The organism is Mesorhizobium sp. M1227, from assembly GCF_040318315.1.
In the GTDB taxonomy this organism is placed as follows: domain Bacteria; phylum Pseudomonadota; class Alphaproteobacteria; order Rhizobiales; family Rhizobiaceae; genus Mesorhizobium.
In genome coordinates, this window is the sequence record NZ_JAMYLZ010000007.1 from 13,874 (window position 1) to 34,870 (window position 20,997).

The following is a 20,997-nucleotide window of genomic DNA, read 5'->3' on the forward strand; positions in this document are numbered from 1 at the left end:
GTCAGCCGGCCTTTGCCATCTGCATCAGCGTGGCACGGCTCTGCAGCCGGCGCTGTGCCTGGTCGACGACGACGGCGACGATGATGACGAGGCCCTTGATCACCATCTGCCAGAACGAACTCACTCCCATCATCACCAGCCCGTCCGAAAGAATGCCGATTACGAAGGCGCCGACAATGGTGCCGCCGATCGTGCCGCGACCGCCCGACATCGAGGTGCCGCCGAGCACCGCCGCGGCAATGGCGTTGAGCTCGAAGCTCTCTCCGGTCGCCGGATGCGACGCCATCAGCTCCGACGAGATGATCAGCCCGACGATCGCCGCGCAGAAGCCGGAGAACATGTAGACGAACATCTTCACCATATTGACGCGGACGCCCGAAATCCGCGCCGCCCGTTCATTGCCACCAACCGCGAAGATGTGGCGGCCGAGCGGGGTGTATTTGGCGAGATAGGCCGCCCCTAGCGCAACGACGAGCAAAATCCAGAGCGCGACCGGCAGGCCGAGCAACCGGCCGGCGCCGAGAAAGCCGAATCCGGTGGTGCCGAGCTCCGGCTTGCCGACGAGATTGGGGAAAGTACGGCCGTCGGACGACAGCAGCGCCAGGCCGCGCGCGACATAGAGCACGCCGAGCGTGGCGATGAACGGCGCAACGTTGAGCCTGGTGATCAGCAAGCCGTTGACGGCGCCGATCAATATGCCGACGGCAAGCGTGATCAGCGCGATCTCGAAGACGTTGAAATAGATGGTATAGCCGACCTGCAGGTCGATGCCGTTGAGCACGAGATAGCCGGCCACCATGCCGCACAGGCCGACGATCGAGCCGACCGACAGGTCGATGCCGCCGGTGATGATGACGAAGGTCATGCCCATTGCGAGGAATGCGTTCAGCGCCACATGCTTCGACATCAGGATAAGATTGGCGGCCGATAGGAAATTGGGGGCGGCTATCGAGAAGAATAACAGCACGGCGATCAGCGCGATGAACGTCCTCGCCTTCATCAGCGTCAGCAGGACCGAGCCGCCCGACATGGAGTTGACCGCCGCCTTGGCTGGGATGTCAGTCATGCGTCTTGCTCTCCGTGCGGGACCGGTCCGTGGCCGAAGGCGGAGGCAGCGACGAGTGCGGCCTCCGTCGCCTCGGCGCGGTCGAACATGCCGGTCAGTTTTCCATTGCTCATCACCGCGATGCGGTCGGACAACGCCATCACTTCGTCGAGATCGGAGGTGGCAAACAGAATCCCCAGGCCGTCGCGCGACAGCTTGCGCATGGTGCGGAACACGTCGGCCTTGGCGCCGACGTCGATGCCGCGGCTGGGCTCGTCCATCAACAGCACCTTCGGCCCGGTGAGCAGCGCCTTGCCGATCACCACCTTCTGCTGGTTGCCGCCTGACAGCGACGAGACTTCCTGCGCCGGATCGGCGACCTTGATCGCCAGTTCGCGCACCGTCTGGGTCACCGCCTGTCGTTCGGCGGCACCACGAATGTGGAACAGGCGCACGAACCGCGACAGGCTGGCCAGCGTCAGATTGCTGGCGACGGAGAGGATCGACACCAGCCCTTCGCGCTGGCGGTCTTCGGGGATCAGCGCCAGGCCGCGCCGGATGCGCCGCGTCGTGTCGCGCTCGTGCACTTTTTTGCCGGCAATGAATATCGTGCCCGTCGAATGGCCGTGGCGGCCCATGATGCAGTCGAACAGCTCGCTGCGTCCGGCGCCCATCAGGCCATAGATGCCGAGAATTTCGCCGGCGCGCAGCGACAGCGAGACGTGATCGACCGCAAGCCCGCCGGTGACGCGCGGCAGGCAGATGTCCTCGGCGCGGAATATTTCCTCGCCCGGCACATGGCCGTCGGCCTTGGCGAAGTCCTTGGCATCCGAGCCGATCATCTGCCGCACGATCCACTGGGTGTCGACGTCTTTCATCTCCGCCTGGCCGGTGATGCGGCCGTCGCGCAGCACCGTGATGGTGTCGCCGATGCGGATCAGTTCCTCGAGCCGGTGCGAGATGTAGACGATTGCCACGCCGCGTGCCTTGAGGTCGGCAATCACCTTGAACAGTATCTCGACTTCCGCCGCGCTGAGCGCCGAGGTCGGTTCATCCATGATCAGGATGCGCGCATCGAGCGAAACCGCCTTGGCGATCTCGACCAACTGCTGCTGGCCGATGCGCAGATCCTCGACCAGCATGTCGGGCCGGATGCCGGCTTCCAGGCATTCAAGGAACTCCGCCGCACGGCGCTCCTGCTCCTTGCGGTCGATCTTGCGGAAGCGGTTGGTGATCTCGCGGGTGGCGAAAATATTTTCGGCGACAGTCAGATTGCCGAACAGATTCAGCTCCTGGAAAACCATGCCGATGCCGCGGCTCACGGCATCACCGGAAGACGAGAATGAAACCTCCTCGCCGTCCAGCAGGATGCGCCCGAGCGTCGGTTGCTCGACGCCGGCGATGATCTTCATCAGCGTCGATTTGCCGGCTCCGTTTTCGCCGACCAGCACGTTGACCGCGCCTTTGCGCACCTCGAAATTCGCCCGCTTGACCGCGACGGTGCCGGAATAGACTTTCGAGACGTCCTCCAGCTTCAGGATGACATCTTGATCGCCGCTCATGACTTCGGCCCGATCTTTGCCTCCGCCGGCGTCACCAGCGGCAGGTCCTGGCCACTGCCCGGCGTATAGGCGCCAAGTACCTCGACGCTGCGGCCCTCGAGTGCCTCGCGCGGCAGCTTGGAAAGCACGGTCTTGTCGGCATAGGCGTTGAAAGCCTTGCCGAACTGGGCGAAGTCGATCTGGTTGGTGAAATCGTTGAACTGGATGAAGTCGAGGCTGTCGCGCAGCGCGGTTCCGCGCATTGCGGGTCCGATCTGCACCCGCGCGTCCGCCTTGCCGTCGCCGTCGGCATCGACGTCCATCGTCGCCGCGCGTGACTGTGTGTTGGCTGCCACGACCTTGCCCTCGATCCGAACGGCGAAGGTCCATGGCGAATTCGCCTGCTTCTTCGGGTTGCCGTATTTGGCGCCGGCAGCGGCGGGATCGGTCTTGGCCAAGGTGTGAACCTCGGCAAACGGCCCGGCCTTCTGCTGCAGATAGGGTATGACTTTCGCCGCCCAGATGTCCTCGACCATCTTGTCGGGATCGAATGCGGAGCCAGTGCCGCCGTTTTCCGCCGATGGCGTCGGCAGGATCTTGCAGGCGGTCAGGCTGCCTATTGCTGCGAGGAACAACGCGACAAGGATCGGCCGGGTCAGCGTGTTGAACATGTCGGCTCGTTCGGCATGGCGGTCAGGAGCACCCAGAGAAATGGAGGCAAGGGCGAAATGGAAGCAAGGGACGAACCGGAGGCTCGTCCCTTGCTGCTTCATGTTACGCCGGCTCAGTTGGTGAGCGCGAACGTCTCCAGCTTGGCGGCATTGTCGCCATTGACCAGGACGCAATCCATCAATTGCTTTTCCTCGGCCGGAGACTTCTTGTTCTTGATGAAGTCGTTGGCCTGCTCGACCGCCATCTGCGCCTGCGCGAAGGCCGGCTGCAGGACTGTCGCCTTGATGCCGCCGGAGGTGATCGAGTCGCGCACGTCGTTCGACCCGTCGAAGCCGACGACGATGACGTCCTTGCGGCCGGCAGCGGCAAGTGCCGCATGAGCGCCCATCGCCATCGTGTCGTTGCCGGAGATCACGCCCTTGATATCGGGATTGGCCTGGAGGATCGATTCCATCTTTGAATAGGCCTCGGTCTGGCTCCAATTGGCCGACTGCTGCGCCACCATCTTCAGGTCCGGATAGTCGTCGATGACGTCGTGGTAACCCTTGGAGCGGATGCCGGCATTGGTGTCGGATTCCTTGCCGACGAGCTCGACGAAATTACCCTTCTCGCCCATCAGCTTGACGAATTCCTGCGCGCCGAGCTGGGCGCCCTGATAATTGTTGGAGACGATCTGCGCGACGGCAACGCCGGTGGCATTGATCTCGCGATCGATCAGGAAGGAAGGAACGCCTGCGTCCTTGGCCTTCTGCACCGCGGCGACGGTGGCGTCGGCGCCGGCATTGTCGAGGATGATCGCCTTGGCGCCGCGGCCAATCGCCGTGTCGATCAATTCGGACTGCTTGTTGGCGTCGTCGTCATGGACGAGCACCAACGCCTCGTAGCCGAGTTCCTTGGCCTTCGCCTCCGCGCCGACAGCTTCCGCCTTGAAGAACGGATTGTCATGCGAGGGCGTGATGATGGCGATCAAATCCGCCGCATAGGCGGGTGCGGCGGTGCCAAGCGCCAGCATGCCGGCAAAAGCCGCAAGCGTCATTCTGCGTGTCAGTTTCATGTATTCCTCCCGTTGAAAATCTGTGCCTTGTCCCCAAGGCTATATGCATTCGATTTGGTTAGTCGTAGGCGGCGGGTCGCGTCATATTCACAAGCCCTTGGCCGGCTTCACTTCGACGGATCGCTCCCCCTATCCTCCACTCATCCAGCGCCTGACTCCTGCTGCGAAGCTTGACGGTCCGATCCATCGAACAGCTAAGCCAACTGGTATAATGAGTCAATGACAATTTCAGGTGACATGTTCCGGAGAACGCGTCGCTGCCCTCAAGTGATGCGCTGAATGCTCGCGGCAATCTCCTCCGGCTCGAACACCCGCTTCCAGTCGTCGCGCATCAGCACCGGCTTGCCGAACTCTATCGCCTTGTTGCAGGCGTCGGAGAACACGCCTTTGGTCTCGCCGAAGATGACGGCGCCAAGCACGTTCATATGACCAAGCAGGAAGTCGAGCGCCGCCTGCTTGTCGACCCCGCGCGCCACCACCTCGTCAACGGCCTCCTTCATGACGACGAGCAGCGAAGCGCATACCGTTTCCGAAAGGCCGGGCTCGAGCAGCGCCATCTGATCGACGGTGACGCGATGCGAGCGCATGACCGGGGCCCAGATGATCTTGGCGATCGCCTCACCCTTGGCGAAATCCTCCTCGGGTCCCTGCATCAAGGCGCTGACCATGTGTTGCTTGGCCTTGACGCCGCCGAAATAGTCCTTCTTCGCCGCCATGTCGGTCTCGTCGTTGAAGATCGGCGGATGGCACGGGTGGGTGACGAAATACGTCAGGTCCGGCCGCTTCGGCAAATGCCCGGCGAAAGGTGCCGCGGCGTCGAGCACGACGACCATCGTGCCTGATGCAAGCTTGCTCTCGATGTTCGCCGCGACCTTGCCGATATGCGTGTCCGGCACCGCCAGGATCACCACATCGGCGCCATCAAGCGCCTCATCGGCGCTGACGGCATCGATGCCGAGGCCCGACTTAAGCCGCTCGCGGCCGGCGTCGCTGACCTCGACATGGCGTATCGTATAGGGAGATCCGCGAAAATTGGTCGACAGACGGTAACCCATTTTGCCGCCCGCACCAAACAGCGCAATCGTTGTCATGTGTCCGTTACTCCTGAATTCCAACGATGGCCCTGCCGATCGTCATCCCATTGACTTGTATGCACATTGCCGCCGGTTGGCGGATTAGAGAACGCAGGGGAGCCGCCGCTCAAATGACGATGCCATGGACGATGTCTCGGGCGCCCGGATGTCCAGCACAGCGCAGCTACGCGGAGCATGCTACCTTAGGTACACATTATACCAGCATACCAAATTGGCAAGCGGCCATGGCACGGCTCTGACCACTTGCTCGACCGTCGTTTACCTCCTGTTCAACGGCAAGGAGCGATCATCGCGCTGAACCGCCGATCGGCGGGATGATTCGCAGCCGACAAAGGCCCATGCTCGAAACTTCACTCTACAGCCCGGTCAAGACCTTCCTGGAAGGCCTGGGATTTATGGTCAAGGGCGAGATCGGCGGCTGCGATCTGCTGGCGCTGAGTGCCGACTCTCCGCCGATCGTCGTCATCTGCGAGCTGAAGCTGAAGTTCAACCTCGAACTGGTGCTCCAGGGCGTCGACCGTATGGCGGCGAGCGACGAGGTCTGGCTAGCGGCATGCATGTCGGCCCGTGGCAAGGGCCGTGAGAGCGATGTGAGATACCGCAATCTCTGCCGTCGGCTCGGCTTTGGCCTGCTTGGCGTGCGACCGAACGGCGAGGTTCAGGTGCTGCTCAGCCCGACGGCATTGGCTCCGCGTCGGGACCCCCGGCGCCGCTCGAAGCTGATCGACGAACATCGGCGTCGGCAGGGAGATCCTGTCGCCGGCGGCGGCTCGCGTGCGCCGATCATGACCGCCTATCGCCAGCAGGCACTGGCATGCGCCGCAGCACTCGCCGACGGCCCAAAGCGGCCGCGTGACTTGAAGCCCAAGCTGCCGAACGCGCCCAAGATTCTGCTGCACAATGTGTATCGCTGGTTCGCGCGCACCGATCGCGGGATCTACGAACTGACCGCTCAGGGCCGTGAGGCGTTGCAGCGCTGGCCGCAGCCCGATCGCAGCCACACCGCTGCCTGAGACAGGCAACGCCGGATTTCGCGCCCTGCTTTCCGCGACAATCACGGCTTTCGGCAAGACATCACCTCGTCACGGAACCATATTTCGACACGATGGTTTTGTCGTCACCGAATTGATCGTCCGCTGAGCAAACGGAAGGAACGGCCATGCGCCTATCGACGACAATTGCCACACTTTCGGCGCTGGCCCTTGCCTCGCCGGTCTATGCGCAATCCGTGGCACCAGAGCTTGCCCCTGTCCCGCCGACGGCCCCGCAAACCCTGCCAGAGCAAGCCACGCCCGAAGGGACCACTCCCGACCAGGCTACACCTGACCAAGCCTTCTCCGCCCAGAATTTCACCGCTGTGACAATCGTGGCGATGGAGGATCTGCCTCCTGAAATCAAGGCACAGGCGGAGGCCGTCGTCACCCAGACCAGCGCCGAGGATTTGCGCATCCTGCAAAGTTCGATCGACGCATCGCCGCAGGCGGCATCGGCGTTGGCGGCGAACGGGCTTAATTCCACGCAGGTCGTCGCAGCTAATATCGACGGCGACGGCACCCTGACGCTGATCATCCAGACGACGACGTGAGCGGCTGAAAGCGGACAAGCCGGCTCCGGCACGGAACCAAAGCCCGCTTGATCGCGGAGGACTGTCATGGCCGAGGCTGCAGTTCGCAACTTCACCATCAATTTCGGGCCACAACATCCCTCCGCTCACGGCGTCCTGCGGCTGGTGCTCGAACTCGACGGCGAGATCGTGGAACGCGCCGATCCCCATATCGGCCTGCTGCATCGCGGCACCGAAAAGCTCATCGAGTACAAGAACTACCTGCAGGCCTTGCCCTATTTCGACCGGCTCGACTACGTCGCGCCGATGAACCAGGAGCATGCATTCTGTCTCGCCGCCGAGAAGCTCCTCGAAATATCGGTTCCGAAACGCGGACAGCTCATCCGCGTGCTTTTCTGCGAAATAGGCCGGCTGTTATCGCACCTCCTCAACGTCACCACGCAAGCCATGGACATCGGCGCGCTGACGCCGCCGCTCTGGGGTTTCGCCGAGCGCGAGAAGCTGATGGTCTTTTATGAGCGCGCGTCCGGCGCCCGCATGCACGCGAATTATTTCAGGGTCGGCGGCGTGCATCAGGATCTGCCGCCGGAACTCCTAGACGACATCTGGAAGTTCTGTGATCCGTTCCTCAAGGTCTGCGACAATCTCGAAGAGCTGTTGACCGAGAACCGCATCTTCAAGCAGCGCAATGTCGATGTCGGGGTGATCGGCCTCGATGATGCCTGGGCCTGGGGCTTTTCCGGCGTGATGGTGCGCGGATCGGGCGCGTCCTGGGACCTGCGCAAGGCGCAGCCATACGAATGCTATTCGGAGATGGATTTCGATATCCCAGTCGGCAAGCATGGCGACTGCTACGACCGCTATCTCGTCCGCATGGAGGAAATGCGCCAGTCGGTCCGGATCATGCGGCAATGTCTGGAAAAGTTGCGCTCACCAGAAGGCCAGGGACCGGTCGCGATTCCGAGCCACAAGATCACGCCGCCGCCGCGTGCCACGATGAAGCGCTCGATGGAAGCGACGATCCACCACTTCAAACTTTATACCGAAGGCATTCGCGTGCCGAGCGGTGAAGTCTATGCCGCCGTCGAGGCGCCGAAGGGTGAATTCGGCGTCTACCTCGTGTCGGACGGGGGCAACGTTCCCTACCGATGCAAGATCCGCGCACCTTCCTTCGCCCACCTGCAAGCGATGGATTTCCTGTCCCGAGGCCATATGATCGCCGATGTTGCCGCGATCATCGGCTCGCTCGACATCGTGTTCGGAGAAATCGATCGCTAGTTTAGCCAGGTCGCAGGATCTTCCCCGATCGCAGGATCATTCGTCGTTAGTAGCCGCGCAGGCAGGCCTGGACGGCGCTCGACCACCGGTCAGACGAAGGCTCTCACCTGTGGCGGGCCAGCTCAAATTCTCACATCAAAGACGGACGCATGGCCGCGACAAGGCGCAGCCAAGCGTCAAGGAGTTTCACAATCTGCGCGGCCCGACGGCGCACGAGCCCTTCCAAGTTCGGAAGCGCTCTCCACGGCGCGGAAAGAACGCGTGTTCCGCCGTTCCTCGTACCGCCTCAATGCACGATCAAGCCCTTCATCCAGGCAACAAATCTGTTGCCGCGAACTATCCCGCGCACCCTGGCAGCGGCCCATCTCGCTTGCATCGTAGCGCCGACATGGCAATGGCAGACGATTTGGTGCAACTGCCGGTCGCTCAGTTCGAAGAAGCGCTTTGCCTCACCATAGGTATCATCGCTGAGGCCCATGGCACGCAGAACCGGATCCTCGAAGGCGACAGTGAGCGGCGTCCCAGCGCCACGCGATCTGTCGCGCGCTTCCCTGTTCATATATTCGGTGCCTGGAAGCGCCCCAAGGCATCGCGTCGGGTTTTGTTCGAGAAGTTCCGCCCAACGTTCAATCCGCTGGGTTCGAGTCATCGCCGGATACGCCGCGAAGGACTCAACTTCCGCGACGGCCTGCAGTTGGTCGAGTGTTTGATGTTTCATGGTCGGCTCCTGTCGACAGGTGAATTCGCCCACGCCTATATGAGCAATTATCGCGCCATGGAGCGCTGACAAGGCCGGACCGCCGCAACATGAGGCGTACGGATCACCTGCCCGGTGAAGCGGCGCTCGAATTCCGACGCGCCCCCGCCTGTGTTCGATGTCGACCCGTTAACCGAACCCGTTTCCGGACAGGAACTTTTGCGGAAGCTTGCCGTTTGGCTTTGCGTCCGCTTCGGCGGCTGCAATATCAATCTTGAAAGCAATTCCGTTGGACACGAAGCCTCAACGCGTCGAGCAAGACGTCGAGCCTGTAAATGAAACCCGGCAGCAACCGGCCCCTGTTCGAGAATCTCGTGAGCGATCGGCAGAGCCCCGGCAGGAAAAACCCGACGGGAATGCCTCGCAACGAAAGGCCGGTCTGCTCGGCTTTCTCAGGCGCCATCCCTATGCGGCCGCAGCCATCGCGCTTGCGCTGTTGCTCGTCGTGGCAGGCATCGCGATCTGGTGGCTGAACGCTCGCCAGTACGAATCGACCGACGACGCCTTCATAGATGCGCGCATAGTGACGATCGGTGCGCAAATAGCCGGCCGCATTACCGAGCTGGCGGTTACCGACAATCAGCACGTACAGGCGGGCGATGTCCTCCTGCGTATCGACGACAGCGACTATCAGGCAAACCTGAAGCAGGCCGACGCCGGCGTCGCCCCGGCCGAGGCCGAAATCGTCAATGTCGCCGCGCAGATCGAGGCTCAAAAAGCAAAGGTAAACGCTGCCCAGAGGCAGGTTGCACAGGCCAAGGCAGCGCTGGATTTCGCCAAGGCCGAGGATCAACGCAATCGCGAACTCCTGGCCAGGGGCACGGCAACGCAGCAGCAGGCGCAGCAGGCGGCATCGACGTTGCGTCAGGACCAGGCTGCGCTGGACAGCGCCGAGGCCAATGTCGCCTCGGCAAAAAGCCAGGTTTCGGTCTTGCAGGCACAGGCCAGGAGTGCCGAGGCGCAGCTCGAGCAGGCCAAGGCCAGCCAGGAGCAAGCCCGCACGACGCTGTCACGCACGACTATCACAGCACCCGCAGCCGGGCGGGCAACGAGCATTTCTGCGGCTAACGGCACCTACGCCCAACCTGGCCAGGTATTGATGATGTTCGTTCCCGACGAGGTCTGGGTGAAGGCCAATTTCAAGGAGACGCAGCTCGATCTGATGCGGCAGGGACAGCCGGTCGACATCGACATCGACGCCTACCCGGACAAGTCCTTCCATGGCCGCGTCGACAGTATCCAGGCCGGCAGCGGCACCGCCTTCAGCCTCCTGCCGGCCGAAAATGCCACCGGCAATTTCGTCAAGGTGGTGCAGCGCGTGCCGGTCAAGATCGTCTTCGACAAGCCGCCGGATGTGCTTCTCGGGCCGGGCCTGTCGGTGGTGCCGACGGTCAAGGTGCGATGAGCGGCGAAACCGCCAGAAATCAGGGTGAAAGCCGATCCGCCGCCGGGACGCACAATCCGTGGCTCATCGCCGTCGTCGTCTCCATCGCCACTTTCATGCTGGTGCTCGACACCTCGATCGCCAATGTCGCCCTGCGCAACATCGCCGGCAGCCTGGCGGCCGGAATGGACGAAAGCACCTGGGTCATTACCACCTATCTCGTTGCCAACTCGGTGATCATTCCGGTCAGCGGCTGGCTGGCAAGCGTCATCGGCCGCAAGCGCTACTACATGCTCTGCGTTGCGACCTTCACCGTCGCGTCGCTGCTGTGCGGACTGGCGCCCAACCTGGAACTGCTCATCCTGTTCAGGGTCCTTCAGGGCCTCGGCGGCGGCGGCATGGCGCCAAGCGAGCAATCGATCCTTGCCGACACCTTTCCGCCTGAAAAGCGCTCGCAGGCCTTCGCGCTTTACGGCATTGCCGTCATCGTCGCACCGACGGTCGGGCCGACGATCGGCGGCTGGCTGACCGACCATTTCTCCTGGCACTGGATCTTCTTCATCAACGTGCCGTTCGGCATCCTGTCGCTGGCCCTGGTGCAATGGCTGTTGGTCGAACCGGACGTACTCGAACGCGAACGCAAGGAACGGCTGAAGGGCGGCCTGAAGATCGACGGGATCGGGTTCGTCCTTGTGGCGACGGCCTTGGGGTGCCTGGAGATTTTTCTCGACCGGGGCCAGCGCTACGATTGGTTCGCCTCGGATTTCATCACCACTTTCGCAGTGATTTCCGCGATCGCGTTCCTGCTGCTTATCCCATGGGAGCTCAGTCGCAGCGATCCGGTCGTCGACATGCGTCTGTTGTTCACGCGCCAGTTCGGCACGGCCTTCCTGGTCATGATGGCGGTCGGTGCTATCCTGTTCAGCACCACCCAGATCGTGCCGCAGCTGCAGCAGACGACATTTGCCTACACCGCGACGCTCTCGGGCCTTTCGATGATGCCGGGCGGCATCGCCATGCTGATCTTGATGCCGGTGTCCGGATTTGTAGGCAGCATCGTGCAGCCCAAATACCTGATCATGATGGGCATGTCGGTGGTCGCAGTGGCCCTCTGGCATATGACCTCGCTCACCCCGGACGCCAGCTTCCGCTTCTTTGCCTTTGCCCGTGTTTTCCTGATGGTCGGGCTGCCGTTCCTGTTCATTCCCATCTCGACCGCGGCCTATGTCGGCCTGCCCCCGCAGAAGACCAACCAGGCATCGGCGCTGATCAACGTTGCACGCAATATCGGCGGCAGCATCGGCGTCTCGCTGTCCAACACCGTCATTGCGCAAAGCTCCCAGATCCATCAATCGAATCTGGTCGGCCACACCGTGCAGTCGTCGCCCGCCTATCAGCAGGCGCTTCGGCAGGCGACCGAGCATTTCGTCGCCCAGGGTTCGCCGATGGTCGAGGCGAAGCAGCAGGCGATCGGCTGGCTTGGCCAGTTGATCGCCCGCCAGGCCACGCTGCTCGCCTATGTCGATGTCTTCCGCTACTGCGCGGTGGCAACCGCCCTGCTCGTTCCGCTTGCTCTGCTGCTGCGATCAAGCAAGTCGGGCAGCAGACAGGCGAATCCGGAGATGGGCTGACCAGAAGGCGGGAACCAGCTGACCCATTGCGTTGTTCTGCGCCAAGAGGAGATGATCACGATGGCCACTATTCCCACACCCGAGCCAATGCCGACCCCGGTGCCGCCGCCTCCCATCCCCGATCCCAAGCCCGTGCGTGAGCCGGACCCCGACAGGCTCCCCGACGAGGACCCCATTCCCAATCCGGATGAAAACGATATTCCGCCGAAGCGGGCGTTCAACATCTAGCCTATTAGATTTCGAGCACAGCGTAGGGGCGGCCGGTCGGCTTGGCGACATGCATGGCAACGTTATAGACCGACGCCCCGCCCGGGGTGCGGCCCTCGTAGGCGCCGCGATGCGCATGGCCATGCACCACCGCGCTGACCTGGAACCGGTCTATTGTCTCGGCCAGGCGTGACGAACCGAGAAACGGGAAGATCTCCAGCGGCTCGCCTTCGACCGTCTCGACGACAGGCGCGTAGTGCAGAACGACAAGCGTGCGTTTGGCGCGGACCTGCCGCATTGCGTTTTCAAGCCGCATCGCTTCGTTCACGCTTTCCGCCACCATCGACTTGATGGCCGGTTCGCCGAAGGAGCCGAGCATGCGCGATCCAAAACCGCCAACGAAACCCTTGACCCCGACGAACCCGACCTCGTGAATCTCCGTCGCCTCGCCGTCGAGCAGGTGAACGCCCGCCTGGCGCAGAATGTCGGTGACCTGCTCGACGGCGCCTGACTCATAGTCGTGGTTGCCAAGTACGGCGACGACCGGGATCGTGCAGGCACGCAGTTCCTCGGCAAGGATTTCGGCCTCCCGAGGCTTGCCGAGGTTGGTAAGGTCGCCCGTCAGCACGAGAACCTGGGCTGCACGCGACATCTCGCCGAAAAGATCGCGGTACGAGGCCTGGTCCTCCTTGCCGACATGCAGATCGCCAACGGCGGCGACTTTGAGTGCGCTGCCGTTTTCCGCCTTCGGCGAAGCAGTTTCGAGCTCGTTAGCCATTGCTATGTTCTCCTTCACCGCCGACGTCGGCAAAACCCCAGTCGTTGACGTCGATCTCATAGTCAGTTCGTGAAAGCATGCGCCCACGGCAGATTTTCATCCGGGAAGGTGGCAATTCGCGCTGCTTGGCCAGCCGGTCAAGCAGCTCGTCGAGCAGCCAGGCGGGCACGCGGCCCCGCTCCGTCGGATAGATCCATCGGAAGTTCAAGAGATGCATCAGCAGAACTTCCCAATGAACTTCCATGTAGGAAAGCAGCCTTTGCCAGTCGATCTGGTCGTGGGCCTTGAGGATGGTGTGCGCGATGTCGGCCCCATCGTGGCGACCGCGGTCCTGGATGAAACTTTTGGACCAGATAAGCTCGGTGGGCCCGATGATCCGCACCTGGCTGCCCAGCAATTCGCCCTGACGGGCGTGCTCCAGCCACTGGTCGTCGACAGGCATTGTGCCGTTCATCGAGGCGAAAATGACGTCGAAAAAATGCGTGCCCTTGAACACTTTACCGAGCCACCGGTCGTCCTCGACCACGACGGCGTAGCCGATCTGCTTGAAATGGGCGAGGATGCGCGGGCAGTCGCCGGCCTTGCAGAAAATGTCGAGATCCTTGGTCTGGCGGATGATCCCGGTATAGGCGCTTACGGCATAGGTGCCGGCGACGAGAAAGGGGATGCCGGTCGCGACAAGTTCGCGGATCGCTTCGATATAAAAGACCTCCGCTTCGGCATTGCGAAGCGTCGGGGCGGCTTTTGGATCGACCGACGGAACGGATGCCGGGATCGCGCTTTCCGGTGGGGGATTAATGATCATAGCAATGGCTCCTGGCCCGGCAGACCAGCAGCCGCCTGTATCTAATAGCCAAGCATGCCCGATGGTTCCCGCCGTTACGCGGCACTGCCGCTCTCGCCTGCTGCATCAGGCGGATACGCCGCCGTGGCAGGCCTTAGAAGCGGTCATGGTTGTCGGCTGCGGCGCGGCCCTAAAAGGATATGTGAGCGGTCATTTTGGCGTCAAGATCGCAGCGCGGTCAGCCTCAAGCGCGTCGAGGCGGAGTAGGCCCGCTATCATCCTCGGGTCCGGAGAGGATTGGCTTCAACATGGTTCCCGAGCTATCGGAGGCGCTGCGCACCCGGCGCAACAGCCACTTGAGCGCCCGCGGCCAGACCGACTCTGTTTGCCGGAAAGCTGCAGGCGGCGTGGCGAAAAGGCCATTCTCCATTTTGTAGTCCCTCACTGTCTCAGTCCAATCAGCGTTCTTCAACGAGCAAAGCTTGTGTTGGTTCCGCGTCGCCATCGGCGGGAGCACGGGCTGGACAGGCGAAGTCATCGTTGGTGGGTTCGAGCGGGCTAGCCCTCTGCAGCGAAATCAGGGGCCTCGGCGATCAAGTCGCGGAATTCAGCCCACTAGCCGGCGGGATTCAGCTCGTATCCTAATGCGCCGGCTCTGGACACGACCCGCGAAGGCTGAAATTGTGATCGGCATTTTCCAGTTGCAAATTTGGTTGGGCTCGGCGGGGATGGCGCTGGTTTCTGAAGACATTGCCAGCCATCCGGCACTGCGTCGTCATGTCCAGGCTCAGTCGCGGACGCTTCTCCAGACCTATGAAGCGAACCCGCGGCTGGCTTCCGTATTCGCCACGCAACAGCGTTGGCTGATGGCCCATATCGGCCTTGGCTTGTATTTCAATCGAGAGGCGGACGATCATCGCAAGGGACTTACGTCCGCACGGTTCATGGACGACATCTGCCGGCATTCGGTGGCCAGCCGCAACACCGCCGATGCCTTCCTGAAGGAGATGCTGCATTACGGTTTCATCCGGCATCTGCCGATTAAATATGGGCGCATCCGCCCGTTTCAGCCGACCGCGGGCACTCTGGAGACGGTTGCCGGCTGGGTCATGGCTCATCTGAAAACGCTGGACAGCCTGGATGGTGGATCTCGACTGGCTGCATTCGTCGCACAACCGGACATACTCGCCAAACTGCAGCCACTGGTGGCCGACGGACTGCTTTCGTCGCATGCGGTGCGCGAGCCAAGACAGACTTTTTCCTTGTTCACCTGGCTCGACAATGGCGGCATCGTCATGGATTGGCTGATGTCCGGCGTCGACCCCGAGCATGCCGACCTGGACCGAATCCCGACCGGTGTCGTCTCAATCGGGGATTTCGCGAACTGGCTCAAGCTTTCCCGCACTCACCTGTCACGCAAATTGCGCGATGCCGAGGAACTCGGCAGCATCGGCTGGCTGGGCCAGCGCGGTCACTCGGTCATGTGGGTGTCGAGCGAGTTCTATCAGGAATACATGACCGCCCAGGCGGTCAAGCTCGCCATCATCGATGCAGCCTTCGACAATTGTGTTGTAACTTCCGAAACCAGCTGAACCGCGAGCCGACCGCCGTCGTGGCAGCCTTGGCGCCGCCGCGACGGAGGTCTGGCTTTTCAATCGATGTCGAACGACACGCCCTGCGCAAGCGGCAGCGCCTTGGAATAATTCACCGTATTGGTGGCGCGCCGCATATAGGCCTTCCAGGCATCGGACCCCGACTCGCGGCCGCCGCCGGTCTCCTTCTCGCCACCGAAGGCACCGCCGATCTCGGCCCCTGACGTGCCTATATTGACGTTGGCGATGCCGCAGTCCGATCCGTCGACGCCAATGAAGCGCTCGGATTCCTGCAGGTCGCGGGTGAAGATCGACGACGACAGCCCCGCTCCCACCGCATTGTGCTCGTCGAGCACGGCATCGAAATCGGAATATTTCAACACATAGAGAATCGGCGCGAAGGTCTCCTCCGTCACCGGCGAAACCTGCCGCGGCATTTCGACCAGCGCCGGACGCACATAGTAGGCCTCGGGGTGACCGTTCTCGACCCGCATTCCGCCGGTTATCTTACCGCCATGCGAAGCCGCCTCCTCCAGCGCCTTCTGCATATTCTCGTAGGCAGCCTTGTCGATCAGCGGGCCAACCAGAGCGCTTGTCTCCAGCGGATTGCCGACCGAGACGCTCTCATAAGCCTTCTTCAGGCGCGGAACGAGCTGGTCATAGACGCTCTCATGCACGAACAGGCGCCTGAGCGTCGTGCAGCGCTGGCCGGCCGTGCCCATGGCGCCGAAGGCGATAGCGCGGAGCGCCATGTCGAGATCGGCCGTCGGGCAGACGATGCCGGCATTGTTGCCGCCGAGCTCCAGCACCGCACGGGCAAAGCGCTTCGCCAGCCGTGGGCCGACATCCCTGCCCATGCGTGTCGAGCCGGTGGCCGAGACCAGCGGCACCCTGGGATGATCGACCAGGATCTCGCCGACGGCGCGATCGCCGATCAGCACCGGCGCCAGGCCCTGCGGCGCGTCCGTGCCAAAACGCTTTACCGCGCGTGCAAAAATCGCTTCGCAGGCGAGCGCCGTCAGCGGCGTCTTCTCGGACGGTTTCCACACCACCGCGTCGCCGCAGACCAGCGCAAGTGCCGCGTTCCACGACCATACCGCCACCGGAAAGTTGAAGGCCGAAATGACGCCGACGACGCCGAGCGGATGCCAGGTTTCCATCATGCGATGGCCGGGACGCTCGGTGGCGATGGTCAGGCCGTACAATTGCCGGGAAAGACCGACGGCGAAATCGCAGATGTCGATCATCTCCTGCACTTCGCCAAGACCCTCTGACGGGATCTTGCCGACCTCGATCGATACCAACCGGCCAAGCTCGGTCTTGTGAATGCGCAATTCATCGCCGAGCAGCCGCACCAGCTCGCCACGCTTGGGAGCTGGCACCTGCCGCCACGCCAGGAAAGCCTTGTGGGCCTTGTCGATGGTGGTTGCCGCATCGGCCGGCGAGATGGTCTTCAGCGCGGCGATCTGCTCGCCGGTCACCGGGCTGCGCACGATGAGGTCGCCGCCCGTAAGCGCGCCCTCGGCAACGCCCAGTTTCGCCAGAAGCCCGGCCGTTTCCTTCGCAATCGTCATTTCGTTTCGTCCCTTTCAGATCCCGTCGCTCATATGGCGTCGGTCCAAGCTTTTCGCCATACCGGTTCCCTGCCGGTCGGCATACCAGGCGCTGTCATGGCGTGGCATTACGCGTTTCAGGGAGAAATCGCCACCCCGGCATGGTCCAAGCCGGCGTCCGACTGTTGAACCAGCCAGATAGAGCGAATCAGTGTGCCGTCTTGGCGGTTTCCCGCACGGCGCTTTCTTTCATCAGCCGGTCGATGTGCATGCGGATATGCGCTGCTTCGGCGGCCGTGTTGGCAAGCGCGATGGCGCGGTCGAAAGCGACGCGCGCCTCCTCGCCGCGGCCAAGCTGCATCAGCAGTCCGCCCTTGAGGCCGAAGAAATGGAAATAGCCGGAAAGCCTTCCCTCCAGCGGCTCGATCATGGCGAGTGCGGCTTCCGGTCCACGCACCTTGGAGACCGCGACGGCGCGGTTGAGCGTCACCACCGGCGACGGCTGCATCTGCTCGAGCAGGCCGTACAGCAGGTCGATCTCGTTCCAGTCCGTATCCTCGGGCTTTTCCGCCCTTGCATGCAGTGCGGCGATCGCCGCTTGCACCTGGTAGGGACCGGGCTTGCGATGGCGCAACGCCTTATCGACCAGCGCCAGGCCTTCATCGATCATCTTGCGGCTCCACAGGCTACGGTCCTGGTCTTCGAGCAGCACGATCTCGCCGTTCTCATCGAAGCGAGCAGGCGCACGTGCATGCTGCAGCAGCACCAGCGCCGTCAGCCCCATGATCTCCGGCTCGGTCTGGAACAGCCTGAGCAGCAGCCGGGCCAGCCGGATCGCCTCTTCGCAAAGCGGCGCACGCGCCGAAGCCTCGCCGCTGTTGCTGGAATAGCCTTCGTTGAAGATCAAGTAGACCATGGCGGCGACGGCGGCGAGCCGTTCGGAGCGCTCGACCGCTCCCGGCGTCTCGAACGGCACCCCGGCATCGGCGATACGCGCCTTGGCGCGCGTGATACGCTGCTCCATTGCGCTTTCACCGACGAGGAAGGCGCGGGCGATCTGCTTGACCGTCAGGCCGGAGACGATGCGCAACGCCACCGCGATCTGCTGTGTGGCCGGCAGGTCGGGATGGCAGCAGATAAACAGCAGCCGCAAAATATCGTCGCGGTAATGCGCCCCGTCCAGCCGCTCGGCGACGTCGCTCTCGGCATCCTCCAGATCGGAGATCTGGTCCTCCTCCGGCAGCGGCGCCTGCTTGGCGCGCTTGCGCACCGCATCGATGCCGCTGTTGCGGCCGACGAAGATCAGCCAGGCTGCCGGATCGCGCGGAGGACCGTTTTTCGGCCAGTTGTTCAGTGCCCTCAGGCAGGCGTCCTGGAATGCTTCCTCGGCCGCGTCGAGGTCGCGGAAGTAGCGCAGCAATGCCCCCATCACCTGCGGGCGAGCGGTGCTGATTGCTGTGCTGATCCAGGCGAGTTCGGTCATGCGGAAACCTTGGCGGGATTGAAGAGCGAGACCGGCCGGATTTCATAGGAGCCGCCGCTCGGGTTGACCTCGGAAAGCTCGCGCGCGAAGTCGACGGCCTCATCGAGGTCGGCGCATTCGAGCGTGTAGAAGCCGAGGAACTGTTCCTTGGTTTCGGCAAACGGGCCGTCGATGACGATCGATTCGCCCTTGACCTTCCTCAGCGTCGTCGCCGCGGTCGTCGGCAAGAGCCGCGCCACCGGGCCAAGCCGGCCCGCCTGGGCATATTTTTCCTGCACACCGATAAGCTTTTCCATGACCGCGTCGTCCTGCTCCTTGCTCCAGGAGCAGACGACGTCTTCAGAGGCATAGCAGAGGATCGCGTAGAGCATGGGTCGTCCTTTTCTCTGTCAAAGGACGAAACACTAGGACCGATGCCGACATGGCGTCGACAAAAAAATACGCTCCGTCCGGCGTCATTCCCTCGCCTTCAGCCATCTCAAGACCAAGGCCTCCTCGTCGTCGAGCCCAGCGATCGAGCGCTTGCCTTTGTTGGCATCCGCCATTTCGTCCAGCAGCCGTCCTTCGGACCAGGCGCGGAACACTTCCGGATGGATGTAGCATTGGCGACAAACCGCGCGCGTATTGCCGAGCCGCTCGGCAACCTTGTCGATGACATTGTTCATCACCCGCTTTTGCTGCGCCTGGCTTTCCGGACGCTCGGTTTGCGCAAACAGCGACGCCGCATGGATGGTGCCACCCCAGGTTCTGAAGTGCTTGGAGCTGAACTCCGCTCCGGCGTTCTCCCTGATATAGCGGTTGACGTCGTCTGAGCGCACCGGATGCCTGTTTCCGTCCTCGTCGAGATACTGGAACAGTTTTTGGCCCGGCAGGTCCTGCGCTCCGCGCACGACCTTGGCAATCCGGCGATCGACAAGCTTCAATCTCCATTCCTTGCCGGATTTACCGATGAAGGCAAAACGCAGGCTCGAGCCCTTGATGTCGACATGGCGGTCACGCAGCGTGGTCAGCCCAAAACTCCTGTTGTAGCGGGCATAGGCGGCATTGCCGACACGGATCATCGTGTTGTCGAGCAGCCAGACGATAGCCGCAACGACGCGTTCCAGCGGCAGGCCGTGACGGCGCAAATCGACGTCGATCTGCCGCCGCAGTTCGGGCAGGCTTTCGGCGAAGGCGATCAGGCTCGAATATTTGACGCCGTCACGCTCCTCCGCCCAGTGCGGGTGATAGCGGTATTGTTTGCGGCCGCGCTGGTCCCGACCGGTCGCCTGGATGTGACCGTCGGCATCCGGCGAGATCCACACATCCGTCCAGGCCGGTGGAATGGCGAGCGCCTTGATGCGTGCCAGCGCCTCCCCGTCGACAATCCGCCCGTCGGGTCCTTTGTACGAGAACCCCTTGCCCGAACGCAGCCGGCGAATACCGGGTTCAGTGTCGGTGACATAGTTGAGCGAGGCCCGAACGGCCGAGGCTTGCGCGCCGTTCTCCAGCCCTCCGTTCTGCGGCACCCCGTTTTTTGGTGCAGCTTTCCTCACAGCCGATCGGCCAGACGACGATCCGGATTTGTCCAGCATGTCCTCTCCACGGAATTTCCGTAGATAAGCCGCTTGCCGGCTGCGGGTTCCAACGCCTCTTGATCTCTTGGTTCCAGAACAGCCTATCGACGTCGCCGTGCAACGAAGACGTGCGTCGTCACGCCTTTTCGAGCACGACCGGAATGACGTCGACCGCCTGCTCGCCGGCCTGTCCACCAGTGGTTTTCAGCACGCCGACGATCGGCGCCACATCGGAGTAGTCGCGGCCGTAGCCGACCGTGATATGGTCGTTGCTTGCCCGCATGCCATTGGTCGGATCGAATTCCTGCCAGCCGGCATCGCGCCCGCACCACACCTTGACCCAGGCGTGCATGGCGTCGGCGCCTTCGAGCCGCGGCTTCCCGCGCGGCGGGATGGTGCGCAGGAACCCGCTGACATAGCCCGCGGGAATACCGAGGCCGCGCAGGCCGGCGATCATGATGTGGGAAAAATCCTGGCAGACGCCGCGCTTCAGGCCAAAGGCGTCGCTGGCCCGCGTCTGCACGGTGGTCGCCTCGCCGTCATAGGTGAAATCGCGGTGAATGCGGTTGCACAGAGCCATGGCCGTGCCGACTGTCGAACTGCCGGCACTGCCTTTCGCATAGGCAGTGATTGCCGCGTCGATGCCGGCATGATCGCTGGCGGCCAGAAAGTGATGCGGCGAAGCCGGCGCCAGCGAGTGCACTGCGCCGAGTTCTTCCCTCAGCCGGCGTATGTCCGGCGATACGTCGAGCCCGGGTTCGGGCCGCGACACTGAAATACGCGCGCTCATCCTGATGTCGAGCGCATCATGCGCGTCACGAAAGGCGATCGAGGTGACACTGTTGCCGAAAAAGTCGGAAAAGTCGGAACGTTCGCTGGGCGCCGGCACAAAAGACAGTGAAGCGGCGATGACGCGCTGCACGCCAGGGATGGTCGGCGGCAGCACGCGCACCTGATGGCGGCCGCCGCCGACCGCCGCATCATAGTCGTAACGCAGGTGAAGCCTGATGTCGTAGAGCATGCT

The 20,997-nt window shown here is 62.6% G+C and carries 20 protein-coding genes; 7 read left to right on the forward strand and 13 right to left on the reverse strand.

The window, feature by feature from the left end; all coding sequences use genetic code 11:
* Position 1: 1 nt before the first annotated feature.
* The 5 genes from NKH28_RS11750 to NKH28_RS11770 form a co-directional block, all read right to left on the reverse strand.
* Entirely contained in the window at positions 2–1,066 is a 1,065-nt protein-coding gene (locus tag NKH28_RS11750) for an ABC transporter permease (RefSeq protein ID WP_352978954.1), read from the reverse strand.
* Positions 1,063–2,607, reverse strand: coding sequence for a sugar ABC transporter ATP-binding protein (locus tag NKH28_RS11755; RefSeq protein WP_352978956.1), 1,545 nt, complete (start codon positions 2,605–2,607; stop codon positions 1,063–1,065). The genes NKH28_RS11750 and NKH28_RS11755 overlap by 4 nt, the downstream gene beginning before the upstream one ends.
* Positions 2,604–3,257, reverse strand: a complete 654-nt coding sequence (locus NKH28_RS11760; protein ID WP_352469589.1) for a DUF2291 family protein — start codon at positions 3,255–3,257, stop codon at positions 2,604–2,606. The genes NKH28_RS11755 and NKH28_RS11760 overlap by 4 nt, the downstream gene beginning before the upstream one ends.
* A 113-nt stretch (positions 3,258–3,370) precedes the next feature.
* Complete coding sequence (locus NKH28_RS11765) at positions 3,371–4,312, reverse strand: D-ribose ABC transporter substrate-binding protein (protein ID WP_352469588.1); 942 nt, start codon at positions 4,310–4,312, stop codon at positions 3,371–3,373.
* Between the two features lie 263 nt (positions 4,313–4,575).
* Complete coding sequence (locus NKH28_RS11770; RefSeq protein WP_352469587.1) at positions 4,576–5,403, reverse strand: phosphogluconate dehydrogenase C-terminal domain-containing protein; 828 nt, start codon at positions 5,401–5,403, stop codon at positions 4,576–4,578.
* Between the two features lie 341 nt (positions 5,404–5,744).
* Here NKH28_RS11770 and NKH28_RS11775 point away from each other — a divergent pair, with 341 nt between their 5' ends.
* The 3 genes from NKH28_RS11775 (at position 5,745) to NKH28_RS11785 (ending at position 8,248) form a co-directional block, all read left to right on the forward strand.
* The gene (locus NKH28_RS11775) at positions 5,745–6,419 is read left to right on the forward strand and encodes a DUF2161 domain-containing phosphodiesterase (RefSeq protein WP_352488814.1); all 675 of its coding nucleotides are present in this window, start codon (positions 5,745–5,747) and stop codon (positions 6,417–6,419) included.
* A gap of 146 nt (positions 6,420–6,565) precedes the next feature.
* Entirely contained in the window at positions 6,566–6,991 is a 426-nt protein-coding gene (locus NKH28_RS11780) for a hypothetical protein (RefSeq protein WP_352469585.1), read from the forward strand.
* A 66-nt stretch (positions 6,992–7,057) separates the two neighbouring features.
* Entirely contained in the window at positions 7,058–8,248 is a 1,191-nt protein-coding gene (locus NKH28_RS11785) for an NADH-quinone oxidoreductase subunit D (RefSeq protein WP_352501918.1), read from the forward strand.
* Between the two features lie 286 nt (positions 8,249–8,534).
* On the opposite strand, the gene NKH28_RS11790 is transcribed toward NKH28_RS11785, so the two are convergent.
* Positions 8,535–8,966 carry a hypothetical protein gene (locus tag NKH28_RS11790; RefSeq protein ID WP_023675469.1) on the reverse strand — a complete coding sequence of 144 codons (432 nt, stop codon included), beginning with the start codon at positions 8,964–8,966 and terminating at the stop codon, positions 8,535–8,537.
* 268 nt (positions 8,967–9,234) lie between these two features.
* Here NKH28_RS11790 and NKH28_RS11795 point away from each other — a divergent pair, with 268 nt between their 5' ends.
* From NKH28_RS11795 to NKH28_RS11805, 3 genes are read left to right on the forward strand one after another with little or no spacing between them, the layout of a single operon-like run.
* Entirely contained in the window at positions 9,235–10,410 is a 1,176-nt protein-coding gene (locus NKH28_RS11795; protein WP_352978958.1) for an HlyD family secretion protein, read from the forward strand.
* Positions 10,407–12,020 (forward strand): DHA2 family efflux MFS transporter permease subunit, encoded by a 1,614-nt coding sequence (locus tag NKH28_RS11800; RefSeq protein WP_352978959.1) that lies wholly within the window; start codon positions 10,407–10,409, stop codon positions 12,018–12,020. The genes NKH28_RS11795 and NKH28_RS11800 overlap by 4 nt, the downstream gene beginning before the upstream one ends.
* Positions 12,021–12,080: 60 nt before the next feature.
* Positions 12,081–12,248 (forward strand): hypothetical protein, encoded by a 168-nt coding sequence (locus tag NKH28_RS11805; RefSeq protein WP_352448160.1) that lies wholly within the window; start codon positions 12,081–12,083, stop codon positions 12,246–12,248.
* A gap of 4 nt (positions 12,249–12,252) precedes the next feature.
* On the opposite strand, the gene NKH28_RS11810 is transcribed toward NKH28_RS11805, so the two are convergent.
* Both NKH28_RS11810 and NKH28_RS11815 read right to left on the reverse strand, forming a co-directional pair.
* Positions 12,253–13,005 (reverse strand): metallophosphoesterase family protein, encoded by a 753-nt coding sequence (locus NKH28_RS11810; RefSeq protein ID WP_352978961.1) that lies wholly within the window; start codon positions 13,003–13,005, stop codon positions 12,253–12,255.
* Positions 12,998–13,810, reverse strand: a complete 813-nt coding sequence (locus NKH28_RS11815; RefSeq protein ID WP_352681986.1) for a nucleotidyltransferase family protein — start codon at positions 13,808–13,810, stop codon at positions 12,998–13,000. The genes NKH28_RS11810 and NKH28_RS11815 overlap by 8 nt, the downstream gene beginning before the upstream one ends.
* Positions 13,811–14,517: 707 nt before the next feature.
* On the opposite strand from NKH28_RS11815, the gene NKH28_RS11820 reads away from it, so the two are divergent.
* A complete protein-coding gene (locus tag NKH28_RS11820; protein WP_352979059.1) occupies positions 14,518–15,381 on the forward strand; it encodes a hypothetical protein in 864 nt (287 codons plus the stop codon).
* Positions 15,382–15,440: 59 nt separating this feature from the next.
* On the opposite strand, the gene amaB is transcribed toward NKH28_RS11820, so the two are convergent.
* The 5 genes from amaB to NKH28_RS11845 all read right to left on the reverse strand — a co-directional run bounded on the left by amaB (position 15,441) and on the right by NKH28_RS11845 (position 20,994).
* Complete coding sequence (gene amaB / locus NKH28_RS11825; RefSeq protein WP_352978963.1) at positions 15,441–16,955, reverse strand: L-piperidine-6-carboxylate dehydrogenase; 1,515 nt, start codon at positions 16,953–16,955, stop codon at positions 15,441–15,443.
* Positions 16,956–17,142: 187 nt separating this feature from the next.
* Positions 17,143–18,417 carry an RNA polymerase sigma factor gene (locus tag NKH28_RS11830; RefSeq protein ID WP_352681982.1) on the reverse strand — a complete coding sequence of 425 codons (1,275 nt, stop codon included), beginning with the start codon at positions 18,415–18,417 and terminating at the stop codon, positions 17,143–17,145.
* Positions 18,414–18,788, reverse strand: a complete 375-nt coding sequence (locus NKH28_RS11835) for a YciI family protein (protein WP_292663532.1) — start codon at positions 18,786–18,788, stop codon at positions 18,414–18,416. Before NKH28_RS11835 ends, NKH28_RS11830 begins: the two co-directional genes overlap by 4 nt.
* Positions 18,789–18,872: 84 nt before the next feature.
* Positions 18,873–19,991: a DNA topoisomerase IB gene (locus tag NKH28_RS11840; RefSeq protein WP_352681980.1), complete on the reverse strand. Its 1,119-nt coding sequence runs from the start codon at positions 19,989–19,991 to the stop codon at positions 18,873–18,875.
* Positions 19,992–20,109: 118 nt separating this feature from the next.
* A complete protein-coding gene (locus NKH28_RS11845; protein WP_352978966.1) occupies positions 20,110–20,994 on the reverse strand; it encodes a transglutaminase family protein in 885 nt (294 codons plus the stop codon).
* Positions 20,995–20,997: the final 3 nt, after the last annotated feature.